Origin of the sequence: Mesorhizobium sp. M7A.F.Ca.MR.148.00.0.0 (assembly GCF_003997735.1) — a bacterium.
Classification (GTDB): domain Bacteria; phylum Pseudomonadota; class Alphaproteobacteria; order Rhizobiales; family Rhizobiaceae; genus Mesorhizobium.
Genome location: NZ_RZTB01000109.1, coordinates 1 through 19,499, shown reverse-complemented (window position 1 = coordinate 19,499; position 19,499 = coordinate 1). Strand labels below are relative to the sequence as shown.

Genomic DNA, 19,499 nt, shown 5'->3' with positions numbered 1-19,499 from the left:
TTGCCGACGCCTGCGCCGCCCCTCATTGTCCTGCCGGACATTTCTCCCCGTATAGCGACGGGGAGAAAGGGGCTGGCCGCAACCTCGGCGCCCTTCTTGCGATGCTGGTGATTGGCGAAACCGGCGATGATAGCGCCCTTCTCCCCGTCACTATACGGGGAGAAGATGCCGGCAGGCAGATGAGGGGCAGCGCAGACGTCGGCAATTGGCGTGACGGCTCACGCCGCCAGCAGCGACTTCAGCTTGACCGCCTGTGATCCCAGCGCTTCCGGCGCCGGTTTCGCGTGCTTGCCGATCAGCATTTCGGCAAGCCTGATATCGCGGGCGACCGCGTTGCCGGGGCCGATGCCGCTGGCCGCCACCAGCCTGCCGTCTTGGGCCAGATGGAAGAGGATGAAAGCGCCGTCGCCGAGGTCGCGGCGCACGGTGCTGCTGCCTTCGTCGGCGAGCCCGGCGATCTGCAGGGACAGACCATATTGATCCGACCAGAACCACGGCACCGCCGCATGCGCCTCGCCGGCACCGAGCATGTTCCTGGCCGCCAGCGCGCCCTGTTCCTGGGCGTTGCGCCAAGCTTCCAGCCGGACGCGGCGGCCGCCATAGACGGCGAGCGGAAACGAGCAGCAATCGCCGGCGGCATAGATGTCGGGATCGCTGCTGCGCAATTGCGCATCGACAGCGATGCCGTTGTCGATCGCCAGGCCGGCTTCGGCCGCCAGCCCGGTCACCGGCACGGCGCCGATGCCGATGATCGCGAGGTCGGCGACGATTTCCCGGCCGCCGGCAAGCGCTATGCGCACCTCGTTGCCGTCGTCGGCGATGGACGCAATGCCGTCCCCGCACAGAATATCAACGCCCTCGGCGACATGCGCGTCATGGATGATTTCGGCGATCTCCGCCGGCACGCCGCGCATCAGGATGCGCGGCTGCGCCTCGATAACGGTGACCGCAGCGCCTAGCTTGCGTGCCGCGGCGGCAAGTTCGAGGCCGATGAAACCGCCGCCGATGATGGCGATACGGTTGCCGGGGGTGAGATGCGCGCGAATCGCGAGCGCGTCGGCGAAGGTCCTGAGATAGACGCAGTGCGCGCCAAGGCCGGGCATCGGCAGCTTGCGCGGCGTCGAACCGGTTGCCAGCAGGAGCTTGTCGTAAGGCAGGACCGATCCGTCCGACAGGCGCACCGCATGCGCCGCCGGATCGATCGCCACGGCCTGGACGGAATGGATATGCCGGATCGATTTCTCGGCCAGAATGGCGTCGCTGGCGATCGCCTTGATCTCGGGCGTATCGCTGGCCATCGCCTCCTTGGACAGAGGCGGGCGCTCGTAGGGCAGATGCGGCTCATCGCCGACCAGCGTCACCGGCCCCCGATAATCGAGGTCGCGCAGCGCCAATGCCGCCCGCCCGCCGCATTCGCCGGCGCCGATGATGACCATCCCCCCCGCCATGTCAGTCATCCGATCTGGATCAGGACTTTGCCGGCATCGACCTTGACCGGATAGGTCTTGAGATTGACGCAGACCGGCGCGCCGCGGGCATCACCTGTCTTGTAGTTGAAGCGGCCATTGTGCTTGGGACATTCGATGATGTCGTCCATCACCAGCCCGTCGGCCAGGTGCACCTTTTCATGCGTGCAGAGGCCGTCGGTGGCGAAGAACTCGTCGTCGGGGCTGCGATAGATGGCAAAGGTGCGGCCGCCATGGTCGAAGCGCATCACATCCTCCTCGTCTATGTCGCCGGTGGCGCAGGCCTCGACCCAGTCGCTCATTCAAGTCCTCCCAAAAGCAAATCCAGGAAAAGTGCGCAGCGGTTTTCCGCCCGGAATTGCGTTAAATAAACAGTCTAGATCGGATGAAAGCACGATCATTCCGCCGCGGCGGCGATAGTTTCGTTGTGGAATTCTTCGCGATATGGCCGTGCGGTCGGCGGCAGCTCGCGCTTGAGGAAATAGTCCTCGTTGCGCAGCTGGCGCAGGAAGACCGGGATCATCTCGCGATAGCCGGCCAGGATCGACGGTGTCGGTTCCGGCAGGTCGTGCTTGATCAGTTCGTGCAGCCTCGGCAGCGCATGATAGGGCACCATCGGAAACATGTGATGCTCGACATGGTAGTTCATGTTCCAGTAGATGAAGCGGCTGATCGGGTTCATGTAGACGGTGCGGCTGTTCAGCCTGTGGTCGGTGACATTGTCGGCCAGGCCGCCATGCTGCAGCAGCCCCACCATGACATGGTGCCAGGCGCCGTAGAGCCTGGGCAGGCCGACCAGCATCAGCGGCAGGAACGAACCGGTGTAGAGCGCCAGCCCGACGGTGGCGGCATAGATCGCCGTCCAGATGCGGGCGACGCGGATCGCCTTGGGCTGTTCCTGTTCGGGAATGAAGGTCTTTTCGGCGGCGCTGATGTTGCCGGCGGCGTTGCGCAGCATGTCTGACATCGCATGCCAGGCGTCGAGCACACCGACGAAGCCCAGCATGGCGCGAACCAGATCAGGCGGCCGCATGACCGAGATTTCCGGGTCGCGGCCGACGATGACGGTGTCGGTGTGGTGGCGCGTGTGGCTCCAGCGCCAGGTCACCGGATTGCGCATGATCATGAAGCAGGCGATCTGATAGACCGCGTCGTTCATCCACTGCGTCCGGAAGGCGGTGCCATGACCGCATTCGTGCCAGCGTGAATCCGTCGAGGAGCCGTAGAGGACGCCATAGACGAAGAAGAACGGCACGCACCACCAACTGCCCCAGAACCAGGCACCGCCGGCGCCGCTGACGATCAGCGCGGCGAACCAGATTGCCGTATCGCGGATCGCCGGCCCGTCGGAGCGCTGCATCAGCTCCTTCATCTGCTTGCGCGGTATGGCGGTGTGATACCACTCGGCCGCCGACAGGCCGGTCTCGACCGCGAGCTTGGCATCGCGGCCGATCAGGCTGTAGTCACGCCGGGACGGCGCAGTGGACATGATTGCCTCCCTCGGCAAAGGCATCCGCCAAGGCGAATGCCATGAATTCCTTTGGCTTCTAGCGTCAAAGTAACGCCGACCGATGATGGACTCAACATCATAAAGATAGTTTCTATCATTTTCCATCAGGATGCTGTACGAAGGCTCAAGCAAATCCGACGGGGCAAGCATGGTGAAGCGGCCGACCATATCTGATCTGGCGCGCATCTCGGGCGTCAGTGTCGCCACCGTCGACCGCGTGTTGAACAACCGGCTGCCGGTGCGCGAGGAGACAGCGCGCCGCGTCTACGAGACCGCTACCGATATCGGCTATCACGCCGCCGGCCTTATCAAGCAGCGCATGCGCCAGGAATTGCCGGAGTACCGGCTGGGCTTCCTGCTGCTGCGGGGCAATGATGCCTTCTACGGCGACTTCGCGCGGGAACTCGAACTGGCCATCTCGCAATCGCAACGCTTCCGCGGCGTTGCGACCATCGATTTCGCCAGTTCCCTGGCTCCCGACGAGATCGCCTCCCAGATGCGCAGGCTGGCGGCGAAATCGAGGGCCATCGCCGTTGTCGGTCCGGACCATCCGACCCTGACAGCGGTCGTGGAAACCTTGAAGGCGAGAGGGCAGCCGGTTTTTTCGGTCCTGTCCGACTTTGCCGCCGGCATCCGGGAGGGCTATATCGGCCTCGACAACCGCAAGGTCGGGCGCACCGCCGCATGGATGATCTCCAAAGCAGCCAAGCGGCCCGGCAAGGTCGCCCTCTTCGTCGGCAGCCACCGCTTCCACGGCCATGAGCTGCGCGAGATCGGCTTTCGCTCCTTCTTCCGCGAGCATGCGCCGGAGTTCAGCGTGCTTGAAACGCTGGTCAATCTGGAAGCCAACCAGGTGACCCATGACGCGATGATCGATCTTCTGGCGCGTTATCCGGATCTTGCCGGCTGCTACGTCGCGGGCGGCGGCATGGAAGGCGCGGTTTCGGCGCTGCGGGCAGCGAAGCCCGCGACCATGCCGGTGGTCGTCTGCAACGAGATCAACGCCGAATCGCGCGCGGCACTCGCCGACAACATCCTCACCATGGTGATCTCGACCCCGCTCGCCGCTTTGTGCCGTGAGCTTGTCGACCTGATGGCGCATGCCATCGAGACCGGCGCCGCCAACGCTCCGGGCCAGACCTTCCTGCCCTTCGACATCTATCTGCCGGAAAACATCTAGCCCGCCGCCGCGCAAGGCCGCCGAGGCAAATGATAGAATCCATCAGAGCGAGGCGTAAATCGGCCCGCAGGCCGCGGAATCGCCCTTGACGCCCCGATGTGAAATGGAATAAATATTTCATCATCTGTGTATTTTGGTTCTTTCGTTCCGGAATATCTGTTTCAAACGGAGGGTTTGACGTTCCAGCCAAGAGGCAGGCGTCACCCGGAACAGAAGAGACATCAGGGAGAGATTCCCCGGGGAGATCGGGGATTCCGGATAAATCGGTGAAACCGGACACCAATATGTGGAGGAGAAACACAATGAAGAAATTGATTTTGGGCGTCGCCTTCGCGGCGCTGATGAGCTCATCCGCCATGGCCGCCAAGGTTGGCGTGTCGATGGCCAAGTTCGACGACAACTTCCTGACCGTGCTGCGCAACGGCATGATCGAGCAGGCCAAGGGCATGAGCGGCGTCGAGCTGCAGGTCGAGGACGCACAGAACGACGTTGCCAAGCAGCTCGACCAGATCAAGAACTTCGCCGCCTCCGGCGTCGATGCCATCATCGTCAACCCGGTCGACACTTCGGCCACGCAGGCGATGTCGGATGCCGCGGCGGCCGCCAAGATCCCGCTGGTCTATGTCAACCGCGAGCCGGTCAATGTCGACACGCTGCCCGACAACCAGGCCTTCGTCGCCTCGAACGAAGCCGATTCCGGCACGCTCGAGACCAAGGAAGTCTGCCGCCTGTTCAAGGAAGCCGGCAAGAAGGAAGCCAATGTCTATGTGATCATGGGCGAGCTTTCCAACCAGGCCGCCGTGCAGCGCACCAAGGACATCGACGACGTGATCGCGACGCCGGAGTGCAGCTTCATCAAGATCATCGACAAGCAGACGTCGAACTGGAACCGCGACGAGGCGCAGAACCTGATGACCAACTGGCTGTCGACCGGCAAGCCGTTCGACGGCGTCATCGCCAACAATGACGAAAGCGCCATCGGCGCCATCCAGGCGATGAAGGCCGGCAACATCGACATGAAGGCGGTTGTCGTCGGCGGCGTCGATGCCACCCAGGACGCGCTGGCGGCCATGCAGGCGGGCGACCTCGACGTGACCGTGTTCCAGGACGCCGCCGGCCAGGGCGCCGGCGCTCTCGATGCGGCGCTCAAGCTCTCCAAGGGCGAGAAGGTCGAGCACAAGGTCTACGTGCCCTTCCAGCTGGTGACGCCAGCCAACATCGACAAGTTCCTGAAGAAGAACTGAGCCGCCAACGGTTCGATACGGAGCGGCGCTCTCGACCAAGACAGCGCCGCTCCCCTCTCTCCCTCAGCGCCGCAGGCGCGAGGGCGACCGCGGCTGATGGAGGACAGAATACGTGGCACAGACATCTCATGGCGTGGGCGGCGTCGGTTATGATGCGAAGAAGCGCACATGGCCGGCCGAGTTCAATGTTTTCCTGGCACTGGTCATTCTCGTCGTCATCTTCGAACTGATCGGCCGCATTTTTCTCGGCGACAGCTTCCTGTTCAACACACGCAGCGACGTCGGCGGCATCTTCAACGAAGCGCGCCTGCAGATCATCATCCTGCAGGTGTCGATCGTCGGCATCATCGCCATCGGTGTGACGCAAGTGATCATCACCGGCGGCATCGACCTGTCCTCGGGCTCGATCGTCGGCGCGACCGCCATGATCGCCATGAGCTTCGCCCAGGTGGCGACGGTCAACGGCAACCCCAATCCCAAGGCGATGTTCCTGGCGCAAGGCTGGACCGACCTGCCTGTCATCGTGCCGCTGCTGGTGGCGATCGCCTGCGGCCTGTTCGCCGGCCTGGTCAATGGCGCGCTGATCGCCTACACGCGCATTCCGCCGTTCATCGCCACGCTCGGCATGATGGTGACCGCGCGCGGCATCGCCAAATGGTGGTCCAAGGGCCAGCCGATCTCGTTTCCCACCGAGAGTTTCGCCGGCATCGGCAAAGGCCTGATGCCCGTCGTCATCTTCCTGTCGCTGGCCATCCTGTTCCAGCTGATCATGACCTACACCAGGTACGGCAAGCACTGTTACGCGATCGGCTCCAACGAGGACGCCGCGCGCATGTCCGGCATCAAGATCGCCAACCACAAGATCCTGGTCTACGTCATCGCCGGCATTCTCGCCGCGCTCGCCGCCGTGGTGCTGAGCTCCAAGAACCTGACCGCGCAGTCCGGCATGGGCGTGATGTACGAGCTCGACGCCATCGCCATGGCGGTCATCGGCGGCGTCTCCCTGTCGGGCGGCCGCGGCTCGATCATCGGCACGGTGATCGGCTCGCTGATCTTCGGCGTCATCATCTCCGGCTTCACCTTCCTGCGCCTCGACGCCTACTACCAGGAGATGGTCAAGGGTGTGATCATCGTCGGTGCGGTGGTTCTCGACCAGTGGCGCCAACGCCTGCGGGCAATGAGGGCATGACCATGTCAGACATCGTCCTGAAGACTGAAAACCTGACCAAGCGCTATGGCGGCGTGCACGCGCTGGAAGGGGCGAATTTCGAACTGCGCAAGGGCGAGCATGTCGCCATCATGGGCGACAACGGCGCCGGCAAATCGACCTTCGTGCGCCAGATCACCGGCGTCGAGCAGCGCACCAGCGGCCAGATCTGGTTCGACGGCAAGGAAGTGAATTTTGCCGGGCCGATCGAGGCCCGTACGGCGGGCATCGAGACCGTGTTCCAGAACCTGGCGCTGGCCGACGATCTCGACGTGCCGTCGAACCTGTTCCTCGGCCGCGAGAAGGTTTTGTTCAATCTCGGCCCGTTCTCGATTCTCGACCGCAAATACATGCGCAAGGCGACCGAGGCGGCGCTCGTCCGCACGGCGGTGAAGATCCCCAATCTGTCCAACACCATCCGCCACATGTCGGGCGGCCAGCGCCAGTGCGTGGCGATCGCCCGCACCGCGACCTTCGCCTCCAAGCTGATCATCATGGACGAGCCAACGGCTGCCCTTGGCGTGCAGGAGACCGCGCAGGTCGAAAACATCGTCCGTACGCTCAAGGACAATGGCGAGCCGCTGATCCTGATCAGCCACAATATGCGCCAGGTGTTCGATCTCTGCGACCGTATCGTCGTGTTCCGGCGCGGCCGCATCGTCGCCAATCTGCGCAAGGAGAACACCGACGGAAACGACATCGTCTCCTACATCACCGGCGCCAAGACCGGGGAGGCGGAACTCGCGGCCTAAACAGGATGATCACCCTGTTTTAAGGTATGCGTGCGTGAAGTAATCTTGCCCCCTTCCTCAGGGAAGGTGCGGACACAACTCTCTCTAATCCATCCCCCAGAGGAAATACCCATGACCGTTCGCTTCGCTCTCCTCGGTGCCGGCCGCATCGGCAAGGTCCACGCCCGCGCCGTCGGCTCCAACCCGCAGGCCAAACTGGTTGCCGTTGCCGATGCGTTCGAGAAGGCCGCCAAAGAGCTGGCGAGCGCCTATGGCGCCGAGGTGCGCAGCATCGAGGATATCGAGAAAGCCGGTGATATCGACGCCGTCGTCATCTGCACGCCGACCGACACCCATGCCGATCTGATCGAGCGCTTCGCCAAGGCCGGCAAGGCGATCTTCTGCGAGAAGCCGATCGACCTCAACGTCAAGCGCGTCGAGAAGTGCCTGGCCGTGGTCGAGAAGACCAAGGCGACGCTGATGGTCGGCTTCAACCGCCGCTTCGATCCGCACTTCGCCGCCGTGCGCAAGGCAATCGACGACGGCGCCATCGGCACCGTCGAGATGGTCACCATCACCTCGCGCGATCCCGGCGCGCCGCCGATCGACTACATCAAGCGCTCGGGCGGCATTTTTCGCGACATGACCATCCATGATTTCGACATGGCGCGCTTCCTGCTCGGCGAAGAGGTCGTGGCGGTCAGCGCCCATGCCTCGGTGCTGGTCGACAAGAAGATCGGTGCCGCCGGCGATTTCGATAGCGTCAGCGTCATCCTGGAAACCGCTTCCGGCAAGCAGGCGGTCATCTCCAATTCGCGCCGCGCCACCTATGGCTACGACCAGCGCATCGAGGTGCATGGCTCGAAAGGCATGGTTGCCGCCGAGAACCAGCGCCCGGTGTCGATCGAACTGGCCAACGAGAAGGGCTATACCCGCCCGCCGCTGCACGACTTCTTCATGACCCGCTATCTCGACGCCTACGCTATTGAGATCGCCGCGTTCATCACGGCCGCGACCTCGGGCAAGAAAGCGTCGCCGAGCGGTGCGGATGGGCTGGTGGCGCTGAAGCTGGCCGACGCGGCGCTGAAATCAGCAACGACCGGCAAGACCGTCCGTCTCGACAAGTAAGAACCGGAAACTAGGGTACAGGGAGCAGAGCGATGAGCACATCCGCCGATCGCAATTCGAAGACGCGCGCCATCGTCACAGGTGGCGCCCAGGGGATCGGCTTTGCCGTCGCCGAAGCTCTGGCCGAGGAAGGTTGCCGGGCACTGGCGCTCATCGGCCGTTCGCAGGAGAAGGGCGACAAGGCCGTCGCCCATTTCAGGAGAGCCGGCGTCGACGCGATCTTCATCAGCGCCGACGTCTCTAAAGTGGCCGACTGCAAGCGGGCGGTCGCCACCGCGATCTCGCATTTCGGCACCATCAACGCCCTGGTCAACGCCGCCGCGACATCGGCGCGCGGTTCGCTGGTCGAAACCTCCGAGGAGCTTTTCGACACCATCTTCGACACCAATGTGCGCGGCCCGTTTTTCCTGATGCAAGGCGTGGTGGCGCATCTCCTGGAAAAGAAGGCACCCGGCTCAATCGTCAACGTGCTGTCGATGTCGGCGCATACCGGCCAGTCGTTCCTGACGCCCTATTCGACCAGCAAGGGCGCGCTGATGACGCTGACCAAGAACGTCGCCAATGCCTATCGCCACAACCGCATCCGCTGCAATGCGGTGCTGCCCGGCTGGATGGACACAGAGGGCGAGGACATCGTGCAGAAGAAGTGGCACGACGCGCCGGACGACTGGCTGGCAAAGGCCGAAGCGGCGCAGCCGATGGGCCAGTTGGTCAAGCCGGACCAGCTTGCACGGTTGATCAGCTACATGGTCAGCCCGCAGTCCGGTGTCATGACCGGATCGCTGGTCGACTATGACCAGAGCATTGCGGGGTCGTCTCCGGAATAGGGTCAGCCGAATAGCCTCTCGTCCAGAAGCAGCTCGGCCAAGCCTTGGCCGAGCTTGCCCTCGCCAGCGTGACCGGCTCCAGACCAAAATCACCAAGGGACCCGAGCTCTGAAAGCCTCCCTTCCCCTGTTGCCGCCGCATCACCACTCCCATATAGTCAAGATAGTCAGACTGGTCATGGAGGTCGCAAGGCTGTCTGCGCCCAAAGAGAATACCAATTGGACGGTCGCCGGGGCAAAAGCCCGGCTCTCGGAGGTTATCGAGCGCGCGCAGTCTTCGCCGCAGACGATCACCAGAAACGGCAAACCAAGCGTGGTTGTCGTCTCGGCCGAGGAATGGCAGCGCAAGACCGGGCGCAAGGGTACGCTTGCGGAGTTCCTACTGGAGTCGCCGCTGCGCGGCGCCGATATCAACCTTGAGCGTCAGCGCGACGAACCGCGTGATCTGCCGCTGTGAGGCTTCTGCTCGATACGAATGTCCTGTCTGAAGTGACACGACCGGCGCCGGACGCACGCGTTCTGAACTGGCTGGATCGGCTTGATGAGGACCGCTCCTTCATCAGCGTCGTGTCGATCGCCGAGATCCGGCGCGGAGTCGCCCTCATGGATGAGGGTCGGAAACGTGAGGCCCTGGCCGAGTGGCTTGCTCGGGACCTGCCGCAGCGCTTCGAGCAGAGGGTTCTTCCGGTGGACGAACCGGTTGCCTTGGCCTGGGGCGACTTGATGGGGTTTGCAAAACGCAGCGGTCGCGGCCTGTCGTCGATGGACGGCCTGATCGCAGCCACGGCGATTGCGCAGGAGCTTACCTTGGCAACACGCAATACGAAGGATTTCGAAGGTTTTGGAATTGAACTTTTTGATCCCTGGACTGGATGACGATAGCAGCCTCATCAGGGCACGTGACAAGCGCCGCCGCATCGACTATATGAATCGCATGATCAACCTGACCGCCACATATTGGTACTTTAGGAGCTCGCTGGCGGCGGGAGGATTGCGCTCGATCTGAAGATTGCAGCAACAAGATCCGAACAGCCGCCATACCTGGCGGCTTTTTTGTTTCAGCCGGCAGGTTTCCTCTAAATCAAAGAGGAGCATGATGTCGTCCGAAAACCGCTTCACACTTTTCGGCATCATGCTCTCGACAGGAGCAGAAAGCCGTGTTGACCACCACAGACGACCTCCGGGTCAAGGAAATCCGAGAACTGAGTACGCCGGACGAGGTGATGCGGGAGATCCCGCGCACTTTGACGGCGACGCGCACCGTCAGCGCATCGCGCAACGCAACCCATGCCATCTTGAACGGCACCGACGACCGGCTGCTCGTCATTGTCGGCCCATGTTCGATCCACGATCCAGTCGCGGCCGTCGACTATGCCAGCCGTCTGGCGGCGCTGCGCGAGAGCCTGTCGGACCGGCTGGAGATCGTGATGCGGGTCTATTTCGAGAAACCGCGCACGACGGTCGGCTGGAAAGGCCTGATCAACGATCCCGACCTCGACGGCAGCTTCAACATCGACAAGGGGCTGCGGATGGCGCGCAACGTGCTGTCGGCCGTCAACAATCTCGGCCTGCCGGCGGCGACCGAATTCCTCGACATGACCACGCCGCAATACATTGCCGACCTGGTCGCCTGGGGCGCGATCGGCGCGCGCACGACCGAGAGCCAGATCCACCGCGAACTCGCCTCGGGCCTTTCCTGCCCGGTCGGCTTCAAGAACGGCACCGACGGCAATCTGCGCATCGCCGCCGAGGCGGTGAAATCGGCTGCCCAGCCGCATCATTTCATGGCGGTGACTAAGGGCGGGCGCAGCGGCATCGCCACGACCACGGGCAATGAGGACTGCCACGTCATCCTGCGCGGCGGCGTTCAGCCCAACTATGACGCGGCGAGCGTCGAAGCCGCCGCTGTGGAACTCGCCCGCATCGGCGTTGCGCCCAGGCTGATGATCGATGTCAGCCACGCCAACTCGGCCAAGAAGCCCGAGAACCAGCCCAAGGTCGCGGCAGATGTCGCCGGCCAGGTCGCGGCAGGCGACGAGCGCATCATCGGCCTGATGATCGAGAGCAATCTCGTCGCCGGCCGGCAGGACGTGGTGCCGGGCAAGCCGCTGCTCTATGGCCAGAGCATCACCGATGGCTGCATCGACTGGGCGACCACCGAGACGGTGCTGCACGGCCTTGCCGGCGCCGTCGAGTGGCGCCGCTCGGCACGCCGCGCCATGATCGACAACCGGCAGGGAGCCGCTTGAGCCACTATTGCCGGCCTTTGCCCGGCACGACCCCCACCCTAAACCTCCCCAAGGGGGAGGGAACGCTGCCGCGCACTCCTACTCGAACCTTGGCGCCTGAAAGCCTCGGCAGTTTGCCATTGTCAGCGCGGGCGGGAGTCTCCCTCCCCTTGTGGGGAGGGGTTAGGGGTGGGGGTTTCTTCGCAAGAAATCCCTACGCCGCTCTCAGTCCCTCCCATGCCGTGAACACCGACACGGCAAAGAGCAGCAGTCCGGCCGCCCGGCCGGCAAAAATGGTCGCCCGCGGATTGGCGATCAGAAGGTTGCGGCTGCGGCCAGCCGTGATCGCCAGTCCGCCATAGATCGCAGCCTGGGTGGCCACGGTCAGCAGCCCCATGACCGTCGCCTGCATCCAGATCGGACCGTAGTCCGGTTTCAGGAACTGCGGGTAGACGGCAAGCACGAAGAGGTAGGCCTTCGGGTTGATCAGGCAGGTCACAAAACCCTGGCGAAACGCCTTCCATGCCGAGCGGCTGCCGGCAGGCCCGTCCTGGCCGACGGTGATGGAACTGCGCATCAGCGTGATGCCGATAAAGGCCATGTAGGCGGCGCCGGCAAGCAGCAGCGGCTTGAACAGGATCGGCACGAAATGCATCAGCAGGCCGACGCCAATGGCGCCGTTCAGCGTATGCACCACGCCGCCGACCATGATGCCGCCGGTCGCGGCAAGGCCTCTGTCGCGGCCGCCGGTCAGTGCATTGGCAAGCACGAAGAGCATGTCCATGCCCGGAACGGCGATGATGCCGAACAGCAGGATAAAGAAAAGCCAGAGATTTTCCGCATAGCCCATGTCAGTTGCCTGCCGCCTCGCTCCGCCAAACCGCAGCGGAACCTGTTGATTTTCAATTCGATAGGCGCTCCTATAGGTCAACCCAACTGACGATGGTGTGTCAGTTGCGATCGGAACCCGGGGAAAAAAGTGCGCAAGGCGTCACGCCTGTTCGAGATCATCCAGATCGTGCGGCTGGCGCGGCAGCCGGTGACGGCGGCGACGATTGCCGAGCGGCTGGAAGTGACGGTGCGCTCGATCTATCGCGACATCGCAGCGCTGCAGGCGATGCGCGTTCCGATCGAAGGGGGCCGCGGCATCGGCTATATCCTGCGCCCCGGCTTCGACCTGCCGCCGCTGATGTTCTCGATCGAGGAGATGGAGGCGATCGTCCTGTCGCTGGCGCTGCTGGAGCGCACGGGCGACAGCGAGCTCAAGCAGGCGGCCAAGCGCGTCAGCGCCAAGATCGCCGGCGCGGTGCCACCACCCTTGCGCCAGGCATTCGACGCCAATGCGCTGCATGCCTGGGGTTTCGCCGCGCCCTCGACCGGCGCGATCGACCTGGCGCTGGTGCGACGCGCCATCCGCGACGAGGAGAAGCTCGACCTCTCCTATCGAGACGAAGTGGGCCGCGCCTCCGAGCGGCTCATCCGCCCGATCGCGCTCATCTACTACGCCGAAACCGCCAACATCGTCGCCTGGTGCGAGCTGCGCCAGGCGATCCGCAATTTCCGCAGCGACCGGATCGAGGATTGCCAGGCGACGGGGCTACGCTTCAAGGGCGAAGGCGACCGCTTGCGGCAGGTCTGGGTCAATGGGTGGGAGATCAATGCGGCGGTTGGCGGCTGACGCGACTTCCCCTTCTCCCCTTGTGGGAGAAGATGGATCGGCGCGCAGCGCCGAGACGGATGAGGGGTGTTCCAGCGGAGTGAGACGTTGGTGTTCCCTGGAGCACCCCTCATCCGACCTCGCTTCGCGAGGCCACCTTCTCCCGCAAGGGGAGAAGGTGAGCCGCCGCCTTACCGCACATCGACCCAGCGCTTCTCCTCGAAGGAGCGCGCCATCGCGTGCACCGTGCGCTCGATCTCCAGCCCTTCGGCGAATTCGATTAGCCGCGCCGGCCTGCCTTCAAGCCGCGTCAGCAGTTCGTGGCACTCGATGATCTTGAGATCGTTGAAGCCAAGACCATGGCCTGGCGCCGGCACGAAGAGGTCATAGGGCTTGTGGTGCGGCGCCACCAGGATGGTGCGGTAACCCTGCTCGGTCGGCCGGTCGGCCGTGAGGTAAAGCTGGAATTCGTTCGATCGCTCCTGGTCGAACAGGATCGACCCTTTAGAGCCGAAAATCTGGACGGCGATGCGGCCCTTGCGGCCCCAGGCCGAGCGGTTGACCAGCAGCGTGCCGGCAATGCCATTTTCCAGATGCATCAGCACGCTGGCTATATCGTAGGTTTCGACCGCGCGGCGGCCGCCGCTGGCCAGCTTGCGATCGGCATAGGGCTTGGCCATGTCGCAGATGACGCTGGCAACGCGGCCGAACAGGGCTGAGACCAGCGAGAGCGGATGCACGGCGAAATCGTCGAGCGCGCCATAGCCGGAAGCTGCTTCGTGCTTCCAGAAGAACAGCGCTTCGGGATCGGCCATGAAGTCCTCGTCCATCTCGATGCGCAGATGGTTGACCTCGCCGATGATCTTCTCGTCGAGCAGCGCACCGATGTGACGGATGGCCGGGCTCTGGATGTAGTTGTAGCCGAGGGCCGCGACCTTGCCGGACTTTCTCGCCGCCTCGGCCATCGCCTCGGCCTCGGCAAAGCTCGGAGCCATCGGCTTTTCGCACCACAGATGCTTGCCTGCTTCGAGGATGGCGATGGCCATTTCCGGATGGAACTGGTTGGGCGTGGTCAGCGAGACGATATCGACTTCGGGATCGTTGACGACGGCGCGCCAGTCCCCCGACGCCTTGGCGAAACCGAACTCGCCCGCCTTGCGCAGGGCAAGCTCTTCATTGACCTCGCCGAGATGGACCAGCCGTGGCTTGGCAACGTCCGGAAAGACGGCGCCGACGGCACTCCATGCGATGGCGTGACACTTGCCCATGAAACCCGTACCGATGAGACCGACGCCGACCATTTTCCGTTTCTCCACTGCTTGAACCGTTGCGTGGATGAATTAGTCCATTTTCTCTTGGAATGGAATGTCTGCCTCATTTTTTATGGTGTTCTTGCGCAGGCTCGCTATGATGATGCACAGAGGGACGCTTCACGCATGAGCCTGGACAGAGCGACGATGGACGAACGGGTACCTCGCGATTTCGAGACGCTGCGCACCACCATCCTGGAGCGGCGCGAAAGCCTGCCGAAGCGCATCGCCCAGATCGCCGCCCATGCGCTCGACAATCCTGACGACATCGCCTTCGGCACCGCCGCCAGCATCGCCGCTTCGGCCGGCGTGCAGCCGTCAACCCTGATCCGCTTTGCCCAGCAGCTTGGCTTCGATGGTTTCACCAGCCTGCAACAGGTGTTTCGCGAACGGCTGCGCGAGCGCAACTCATCCTATGACGAAAGGCTGCAGGCGCTCCGCGCCAAGGCAGAGGGGGGTGCCGGCCACCGGTCGATCTTCGACGGCTTCGTCGCCGCCGCCTCGACCTCGCTCAACGACATTTCGCGCACGCTGGACGACGCGCATCTGGAAGAGGCCATTTCCCTGCTGGCGAAGGCGGAAACCATCTACGTTCTGGCCAAGCGCCGCTCGTATCCGGTGGCGTCCTACATCGCCTATGCGCTGGGCAAGCTGAAGATCCGCAACCAGCTGATCGAATCGGCGGCCGGGCTGAATGCCGAGATGATCGGCTTCGCGACGCCGGCGGATGCCGTCATCGCCATCTCCTTCTCGCCCTACGCGCCGGCGACGATTGAGGAGGCGCGCAGTATTTCGGAACAGGGCGTGCCGATCGTCGCCATCACCGACAGCTCGTTTTCGCCGCTCGCCCAGTTCGCCAAGATCTGGTTCGAGGTTGCCGAGGCCGATTTCGCCGGCTTCCGCTCGCTGTCGGCGACGATGGCGCTGGCCATGGCGCTGACCGTCGGCGTCGGCGAGAAGCGACGCGACACGGGCCGCAAGCGCAAGGCCTGATCCACCGCCGAAAAGGCACTTTTCATGGAAGGAACACTCATTCCATATTGACTATGGATTGGAATTATTATTTCATATTCCCGGCGCCACGCTGCCGCTCGCGCGTGTACCCCAACACAACAAGGCCGACGGGAGGTTCCAATGAGCGAAGCCGTGGACGCTGAATACGCGCCGCTCGACGTCATCACCATCGGTCGCGCTTCCGTGGACCTTTATGGGCAGCAGATCGGCTCGCGGCTGGAGGACATCACCTCCTTCGCCAAGTCGGTCGGTGGCTGCCCGGCCAACATCTCGGTCGGCACGGCCAGGCTCGGCCTGCGCTCGGCGCTGCTCACCCGCGTCGGCGACGAGCAGATGGGCCGCTTCATCCGCGAGCAACTGACGCGTGAAGGCGTCAATGTCGACGGGCTGAAGACCGACAAGGAGCGGCTGACCGCCTTGGTGCTGCTGTCGGTCGAGGACGAAGGCGTTTCGCCGATGATCTTCTACCGCTCGGATTGCGCCGACATGGCGCTGGCGCCGGAAGACATCGATGAGGCCTTCATCGCCTCGGCGCGCTCGATCGTCGTTACCGGCACGCATTTTTCCAGGCCCAACAGCGATGCCGCGCAGCGCAAGGCGATCCGCATCATGAAGGCCAAGGGCGGCAAGGTGGTGTTCGACATCGACTACCGGCCGAACCTGTGGGGCCTCGCCGGCCATGCCGAAGGCTTCGAGCGCTATGTGAAATCGGACCGGGTCTCGGCCCAGTTGAAGACGGTGCTGCCCGATTGCGACCTCATTGTCGGCACCGAGGAAGAGATCATGATCGCGTCGGGCGCCGACGATTGCCTGAGCGCCTTGAAGACGATCCGCTCGCTGTCGTCCGCCACCATTGTGCTCAAGCGCGGCGCCATGGGCTGCATCGTCTATGACGGACCGATCAGCGACGACCTCGAGGACGGTGTCGTCGGCAAGGGGTTTCCGATCGAGATCTACAATGTGCTGGGCGCCGGCGACGCCTTCATGTCCGGTTTCCTGCGCGGCTGGCTGGGTGGCGAAGATCATGCGACAGCGGCGACCTGGGCCAATGCCTGCGGCGCCTTCGCCGTGTCGCGGCTGCTCTGCGCCCCGGAATATCCGACCTTCGAGGAGCTCCAGTTCTTCCTCAAGAACGGCAGCGAGCATCTGGCGTTGCGCAAGGACGAGGCGATCAACCACATCCATTGGGCAACGACGCGCCGGCGCGACATTCCCTCGCTGATGGCGCTCGCCTGCGATCACCGCGTGCAGCTCGAGGATGTCGCGGCAAAGGCCGGTGCCGATCCGGCGCGGATCGAAGAATTCAAGGTGCTGGCGGTCAAGGCGGCTGCGAAGGTCGCTGCCGGCCGCGACGGCTACGGCATGCTGATCGACGAGAAACACGGCCGCAAGGCAATGTTCGAATTCGCCAGGCATTCCTTCGCCTGGCTCGGGCGGCCGGTGGAGTTGCCGGGTTCGCGGCCGCTGCGCTTCGAATTCTCGCAGGACATCGGCTCGCAGCTTGTCGAATGGCCGGTCGACCATTGCATCAAATGCCTGTGTTTCTATCACCCCGACGATCCGGCGGCGCTCAAGGAAGAACAGCAGCAGAAGTTGCGCGCCCTGTTCGAAGGCGCGCGGAAGGTCGGCAGGGAACTTCTCATCGAGATCATTGCCGGCAAGCATGGCAAGCTCGACGACACGACGATCCCGCGCGCGTTGGAAGAGCTCTATGCGCTCGGCATCAAGCCGGATTGGTGGAAGCTCGAGCCGCAGGCGTCGAGCGGCGCCTGGGCGAAGGTCGAGGCCGTGATCCTGAAGCACGACCCGTGGTGCCGCGGCGTCGTGCTGCTGGGCCTGGAAGCGCCGCAGGACGAACTGGAAGCGGCGTTCGCCGCCACCGCCAAGGCGCCCATCGTCAAGGGCTTTGCCGTCGGCAGAACCATCTTCGTCCATGCGGCCGAGCAATGGCTGGCCGGCAAGATGTCGGATGACGAGGCGATCGCCGACATGGCGCAGCGCTTCGAACAGTTGACGGATGCGTGGCTTGCCGCGCGCGGCCGCAAGGCGGCATAAGAAGGCGCGGAACAGGACTGCGGAGGAAAACACCATGAGCAAGACAATCCGCCTGACGATGGCGCAGGCGCTGACCCGCTTCCTCAGCCGCCAGATGACCGAGATCGACGGCAGCAAAGTCCCGATCTTCGGCGGCGTCTGGGCGATCTTCGGCCACGGCAATGTCGCCGGCATCGGCGAGGCGCTTTATCAGCTGCGCGACGAGCTGCCGACCTTCCGCGCCCACAATGAACAGGCGATGGCGCATGCGGCGATCGCCTACGCCAAGGCCAATTTCCGCCGCCGCTTCATGGCCGCGACCTCTTCGATCGGCCCCGGCGCGCTCAACATGGTGACGGCGGCGGCGCTCGCCCATGTAAACAGGTTGCCCGTCCTGTTTTTGCCGGGCGACGTCTTCGCCAACCGCATCCCAGACCCGGTGCTGCAGCAGGCCGAGGATTTCTCCGACGGCACGGCGACGGTCAATGACTGCTTCCGTCCGGTTTCACGCTATTTCGACCGCATCACCCGGCCGGAGCAGATCATCCCGGCGCTCAGCCGCGCTATGCAGGTACTGACCGATCCGGCCGAATGCGGCCCGGTGACGCTGTCTCTGTGCCAGGACGTGCAGGCCGAGGCCTACGACTACCCCGAGAGTTTCTTTGCCGAGAGGGTCTGGCACCAGCGCCGGCCGCGCCCGGATCGCCATGAGCTTGCCGCCGCGGTAGCGGCGCTGAAGGGCGCGAAAAAGCCGCTGGTGATCGCCGGCGGCGGTGTCCTCTATTCGCAGGCGTCGGACGAACTGGCGAAATTCGCCGAAAGCGCCGGCATCCCGGTCTGCGAGACGCAAGGCGGCAAATCCTCGTTGCCGGACGACCATCCGCTCAACATGGCGGCGGTCGGCGTCACCGGCACTTCTGCCGCCAACCGGCTGGCTGAGGAAGCCGATGTCGTGCTGGCCATCGGCACGCGCCTGCAGGATTTCACCACCGGCTCGTGGGCGCTGTTCAAGAATTCGGGCAAGACCATCATCGGGCTCAACGTGCAGCCCTTCGACGCCGGCAAGCACCGCGCCCTGCCATTGGTGGCCGATGCGGCCGAGGGCCTGGCCGAACTCAGTGCTGCGCTGAAGGGCTGGAAGGCGCCGGCAAGCTGGACCGCCAATGCGGCCACCGGCAAGAAGGCCTGGCAGGCCGAGGCGGCCAAGGTGACCGCGTCGACCAATGCCGCCTACCCGTCCGATGCGCAGGTGATCGGCGCCGTGCAGCGCGCCATGGGCTCCGGTGTGACGCTGCTGAATGCCTCCGGCGGCCTGCCGGGCGAGCTGCACAAATTATGGCAGGCGGGCGCGCCCGGCTCGTACCATGGCGAATATGGCTTCTCGACCATGGGCTACGAGATCGCCGGCGGGCTCGGCGCCAAGATGGCGAAGCCCGGCGAGGAGATCGTCGTCATGATCGGCGACGGCTCCTACCTGATGATGAACTCCGAAATCGCCACCTCGGTGATGCTCGGCCTCAAGCTCACCATCGTGCTGCTCGACAACAGAGGCTATGGCTGCATCAACCGGCTGCAGATGGCGACCGGCGGCGCCAACTTCAACAATCTGCTGAAGGACTCGCGCCACGAGGTTCTGCCCGACATCGACTTTGCCGCGCATGCGGCGAGCATGGGGGCGATTGCCGAGAAAGTGCCGTCGATCGCCGGGCTGGAAAACGCGCTGGCACAAGCCAGGAAGAATACGCGCACCACGGTGCTCGTCATCGACACCGACCCGCTGGTTTCCACAGATGCCGGCGGCCATTGGTGGGACGTGGCGGTGCCGGAAGTGTCGGCAAGGCCGCAGGTCAACGCGGCGCGCAAGGCATATGACGAAAAGCGGAAGATGCAGAATGTGGGTGATTGAGGTCGGCGCTGCCCCTCACCTGCCTGCCGGCATCCTCTCCCCGTATAGGGACGGGGAG

General features: G+C 63.9%; 18 protein-coding genes. 13 read left to right on the top strand and 5 right to left on the bottom strand.

Annotation, left to right across the window (positions count from 1 at the left end):
• Positions 1-218: 218 nt before the first annotated feature.
• The 3 genes from EOB49_RS27185 to EOB49_RS27175 all read right to left on the bottom strand — a co-directional run bounded on the left by EOB49_RS27185 (position 219) and on the right by EOB49_RS27175 (position 2,955).
• Positions 219-1,457, bottom strand: coding sequence for an FAD-dependent oxidoreductase (locus tag EOB49_RS27185; RefSeq protein WP_164781822.1), 1,239 nt, complete (start codon positions 1,455-1,457; stop codon positions 219-221).
• Positions 1,454-1,768, bottom strand: coding sequence for a MocE family 2Fe-2S type ferredoxin (locus tag EOB49_RS27180; RefSeq protein ID WP_027161041.1), 315 nt, complete (start codon positions 1,766-1,768; stop codon positions 1,454-1,456). The genes EOB49_RS27185 and EOB49_RS27180 overlap by 4 nt, the downstream gene beginning before the upstream one ends.
• A 95-nt stretch (positions 1,769-1,863) precedes the next feature.
• On the bottom strand, positions 1,864-2,955 hold the full coding sequence (locus tag EOB49_RS27175) for a fatty acid desaturase family protein (RefSeq protein ID WP_127382808.1): 1,092 nt from the start codon (positions 2,953-2,955) through the stop codon (positions 1,864-1,866).
• 169 nt (positions 2,956-3,124) lie between these two features.
• Between EOB49_RS27175 and EOB49_RS27170 the strand changes: the two genes are divergently transcribed.
• From EOB49_RS27170 to EOB49_RS27125, 9 genes are all read left to right on the top strand, one after another.
• A complete protein-coding gene (locus tag EOB49_RS27170; protein WP_023810652.1) occupies positions 3,125-4,156 on the top strand; it encodes a LacI family DNA-binding transcriptional regulator in 1,032 nt (343 codons plus the stop codon).
• A 302-nt stretch (positions 4,157-4,458) separates the two neighbouring features.
• Positions 4,459-5,400 (top strand): sugar ABC transporter substrate-binding protein, encoded by a 942-nt coding sequence (locus EOB49_RS27165; protein ID WP_127382807.1) that lies wholly within the window; start codon positions 4,459-4,461, stop codon positions 5,398-5,400.
• Positions 5,401-5,512: 112 nt separating this feature from the next.
• Positions 5,513-6,589, top strand: a complete 1,077-nt coding sequence (locus tag EOB49_RS27160; RefSeq protein WP_127320412.1) for an ABC transporter permease — start codon at positions 5,513-5,515, stop codon at positions 6,587-6,589.
• Positions 6,590-6,591: 2 nt separating this feature from the next.
• Complete coding sequence (locus EOB49_RS27155; protein ID WP_023810655.1) at positions 6,592-7,359, top strand: ATP-binding cassette domain-containing protein; 768 nt, start codon at positions 6,592-6,594, stop codon at positions 7,357-7,359.
• Positions 7,360-7,470: 111 nt separating this feature from the next.
• Entirely contained in the window at positions 7,471-8,466 is a 996-nt protein-coding gene (gene iolG, locus EOB49_RS27150; RefSeq protein WP_027039991.1) for an inositol 2-dehydrogenase, read from the top strand.
• Between the two features lie 32 nt (positions 8,467-8,498).
• Positions 8,499-9,293, top strand: coding sequence for an SDR family oxidoreductase (locus EOB49_RS27145; RefSeq protein ID WP_127382806.1), 795 nt, complete (start codon positions 8,499-8,501; stop codon positions 9,291-9,293).
• A 177-nt stretch (positions 9,294-9,470) separates the two neighbouring features.
• Positions 9,471-9,749: a type II toxin-antitoxin system prevent-host-death family antitoxin gene (locus EOB49_RS27140; protein WP_127382805.1), complete on the top strand. Its 279-nt coding sequence runs from the start codon at positions 9,471-9,473 to the stop codon at positions 9,747-9,749.
• Positions 9,746-10,168, top strand: coding sequence for a type II toxin-antitoxin system VapC family toxin (locus EOB49_RS27135; RefSeq protein ID WP_127382804.1), 423 nt, complete (start codon positions 9,746-9,748; stop codon positions 10,166-10,168). Before EOB49_RS27140 ends, EOB49_RS27135 begins: the two co-directional genes overlap by 4 nt.
• Before the next feature lie 281 nt (positions 10,169-10,449).
• Positions 10,450-11,541 carry a 3-deoxy-7-phosphoheptulonate synthase gene (locus EOB49_RS27125; RefSeq protein WP_127382802.1) on the top strand — a complete coding sequence of 364 codons (1,092 nt, stop codon included), beginning with the start codon at positions 10,450-10,452 and terminating at the stop codon, positions 11,539-11,541.
• 193 nt (positions 11,542-11,734) lie between these two features.
• On the opposite strand, the gene EOB49_RS27120 is transcribed toward EOB49_RS27125, so the two are convergent.
• Positions 11,735-12,370 carry a LysE family translocator gene (locus EOB49_RS27120; protein ID WP_127382801.1) on the bottom strand — a complete coding sequence of 212 codons (636 nt, stop codon included), beginning with the start codon at positions 12,368-12,370 and terminating at the stop codon, positions 11,735-11,737.
• 129 nt (positions 12,371-12,499) lie between these two features.
• Between EOB49_RS27120 and EOB49_RS27115 the strand changes: the two genes are divergently transcribed.
• Positions 12,500-13,198, top strand: a complete 699-nt coding sequence (locus EOB49_RS27115) for a YafY family protein (RefSeq protein WP_127382800.1) — start codon at positions 12,500-12,502, stop codon at positions 13,196-13,198.
• A gap of 170 nt (positions 13,199-13,368) precedes the next feature.
• On the opposite strand, the gene EOB49_RS27110 is transcribed toward EOB49_RS27115, so the two are convergent.
• A complete protein-coding gene (locus tag EOB49_RS27110) occupies positions 13,369-14,478 on the bottom strand; it encodes a Gfo/Idh/MocA family oxidoreductase (protein ID WP_127382799.1) in 1,110 nt (369 codons plus the stop codon).
• 156 nt (positions 14,479-14,634) lie between these two features.
• On the opposite strand from EOB49_RS27110, the gene EOB49_RS27105 reads away from it, so the two are divergent.
• The 3 genes from EOB49_RS27105 to iolD all read left to right on the top strand — a co-directional run bounded on the left by EOB49_RS27105 (position 14,635) and on the right by iolD (position 19,441).
• Positions 14,635-15,480, top strand: coding sequence for a MurR/RpiR family transcriptional regulator (locus tag EOB49_RS27105; RefSeq protein WP_164781823.1), 846 nt, complete (start codon positions 14,635-14,637; stop codon positions 15,478-15,480).
• A 141-nt stretch (positions 15,481-15,621) separates the two neighbouring features.
• Positions 15,622-17,556 (top strand): 5-dehydro-2-deoxygluconokinase, encoded by a 1,935-nt coding sequence (gene iolC / locus EOB49_RS27100; protein ID WP_127382797.1) that lies wholly within the window; start codon positions 15,622-15,624, stop codon positions 17,554-17,556.
• Between the two features lie 34 nt (positions 17,557-17,590).
• On the top strand, positions 17,591-19,441 hold the full coding sequence (iolD, locus tag EOB49_RS27095; RefSeq protein ID WP_127382796.1) for a 3D-(3,5/4)-trihydroxycyclohexane-1,2-dione acylhydrolase (decyclizing): 1,851 nt from the start codon (positions 17,591-17,593) through the stop codon (positions 19,439-19,441).
• Positions 19,442-19,499 lie beyond the last annotated feature (58 nt).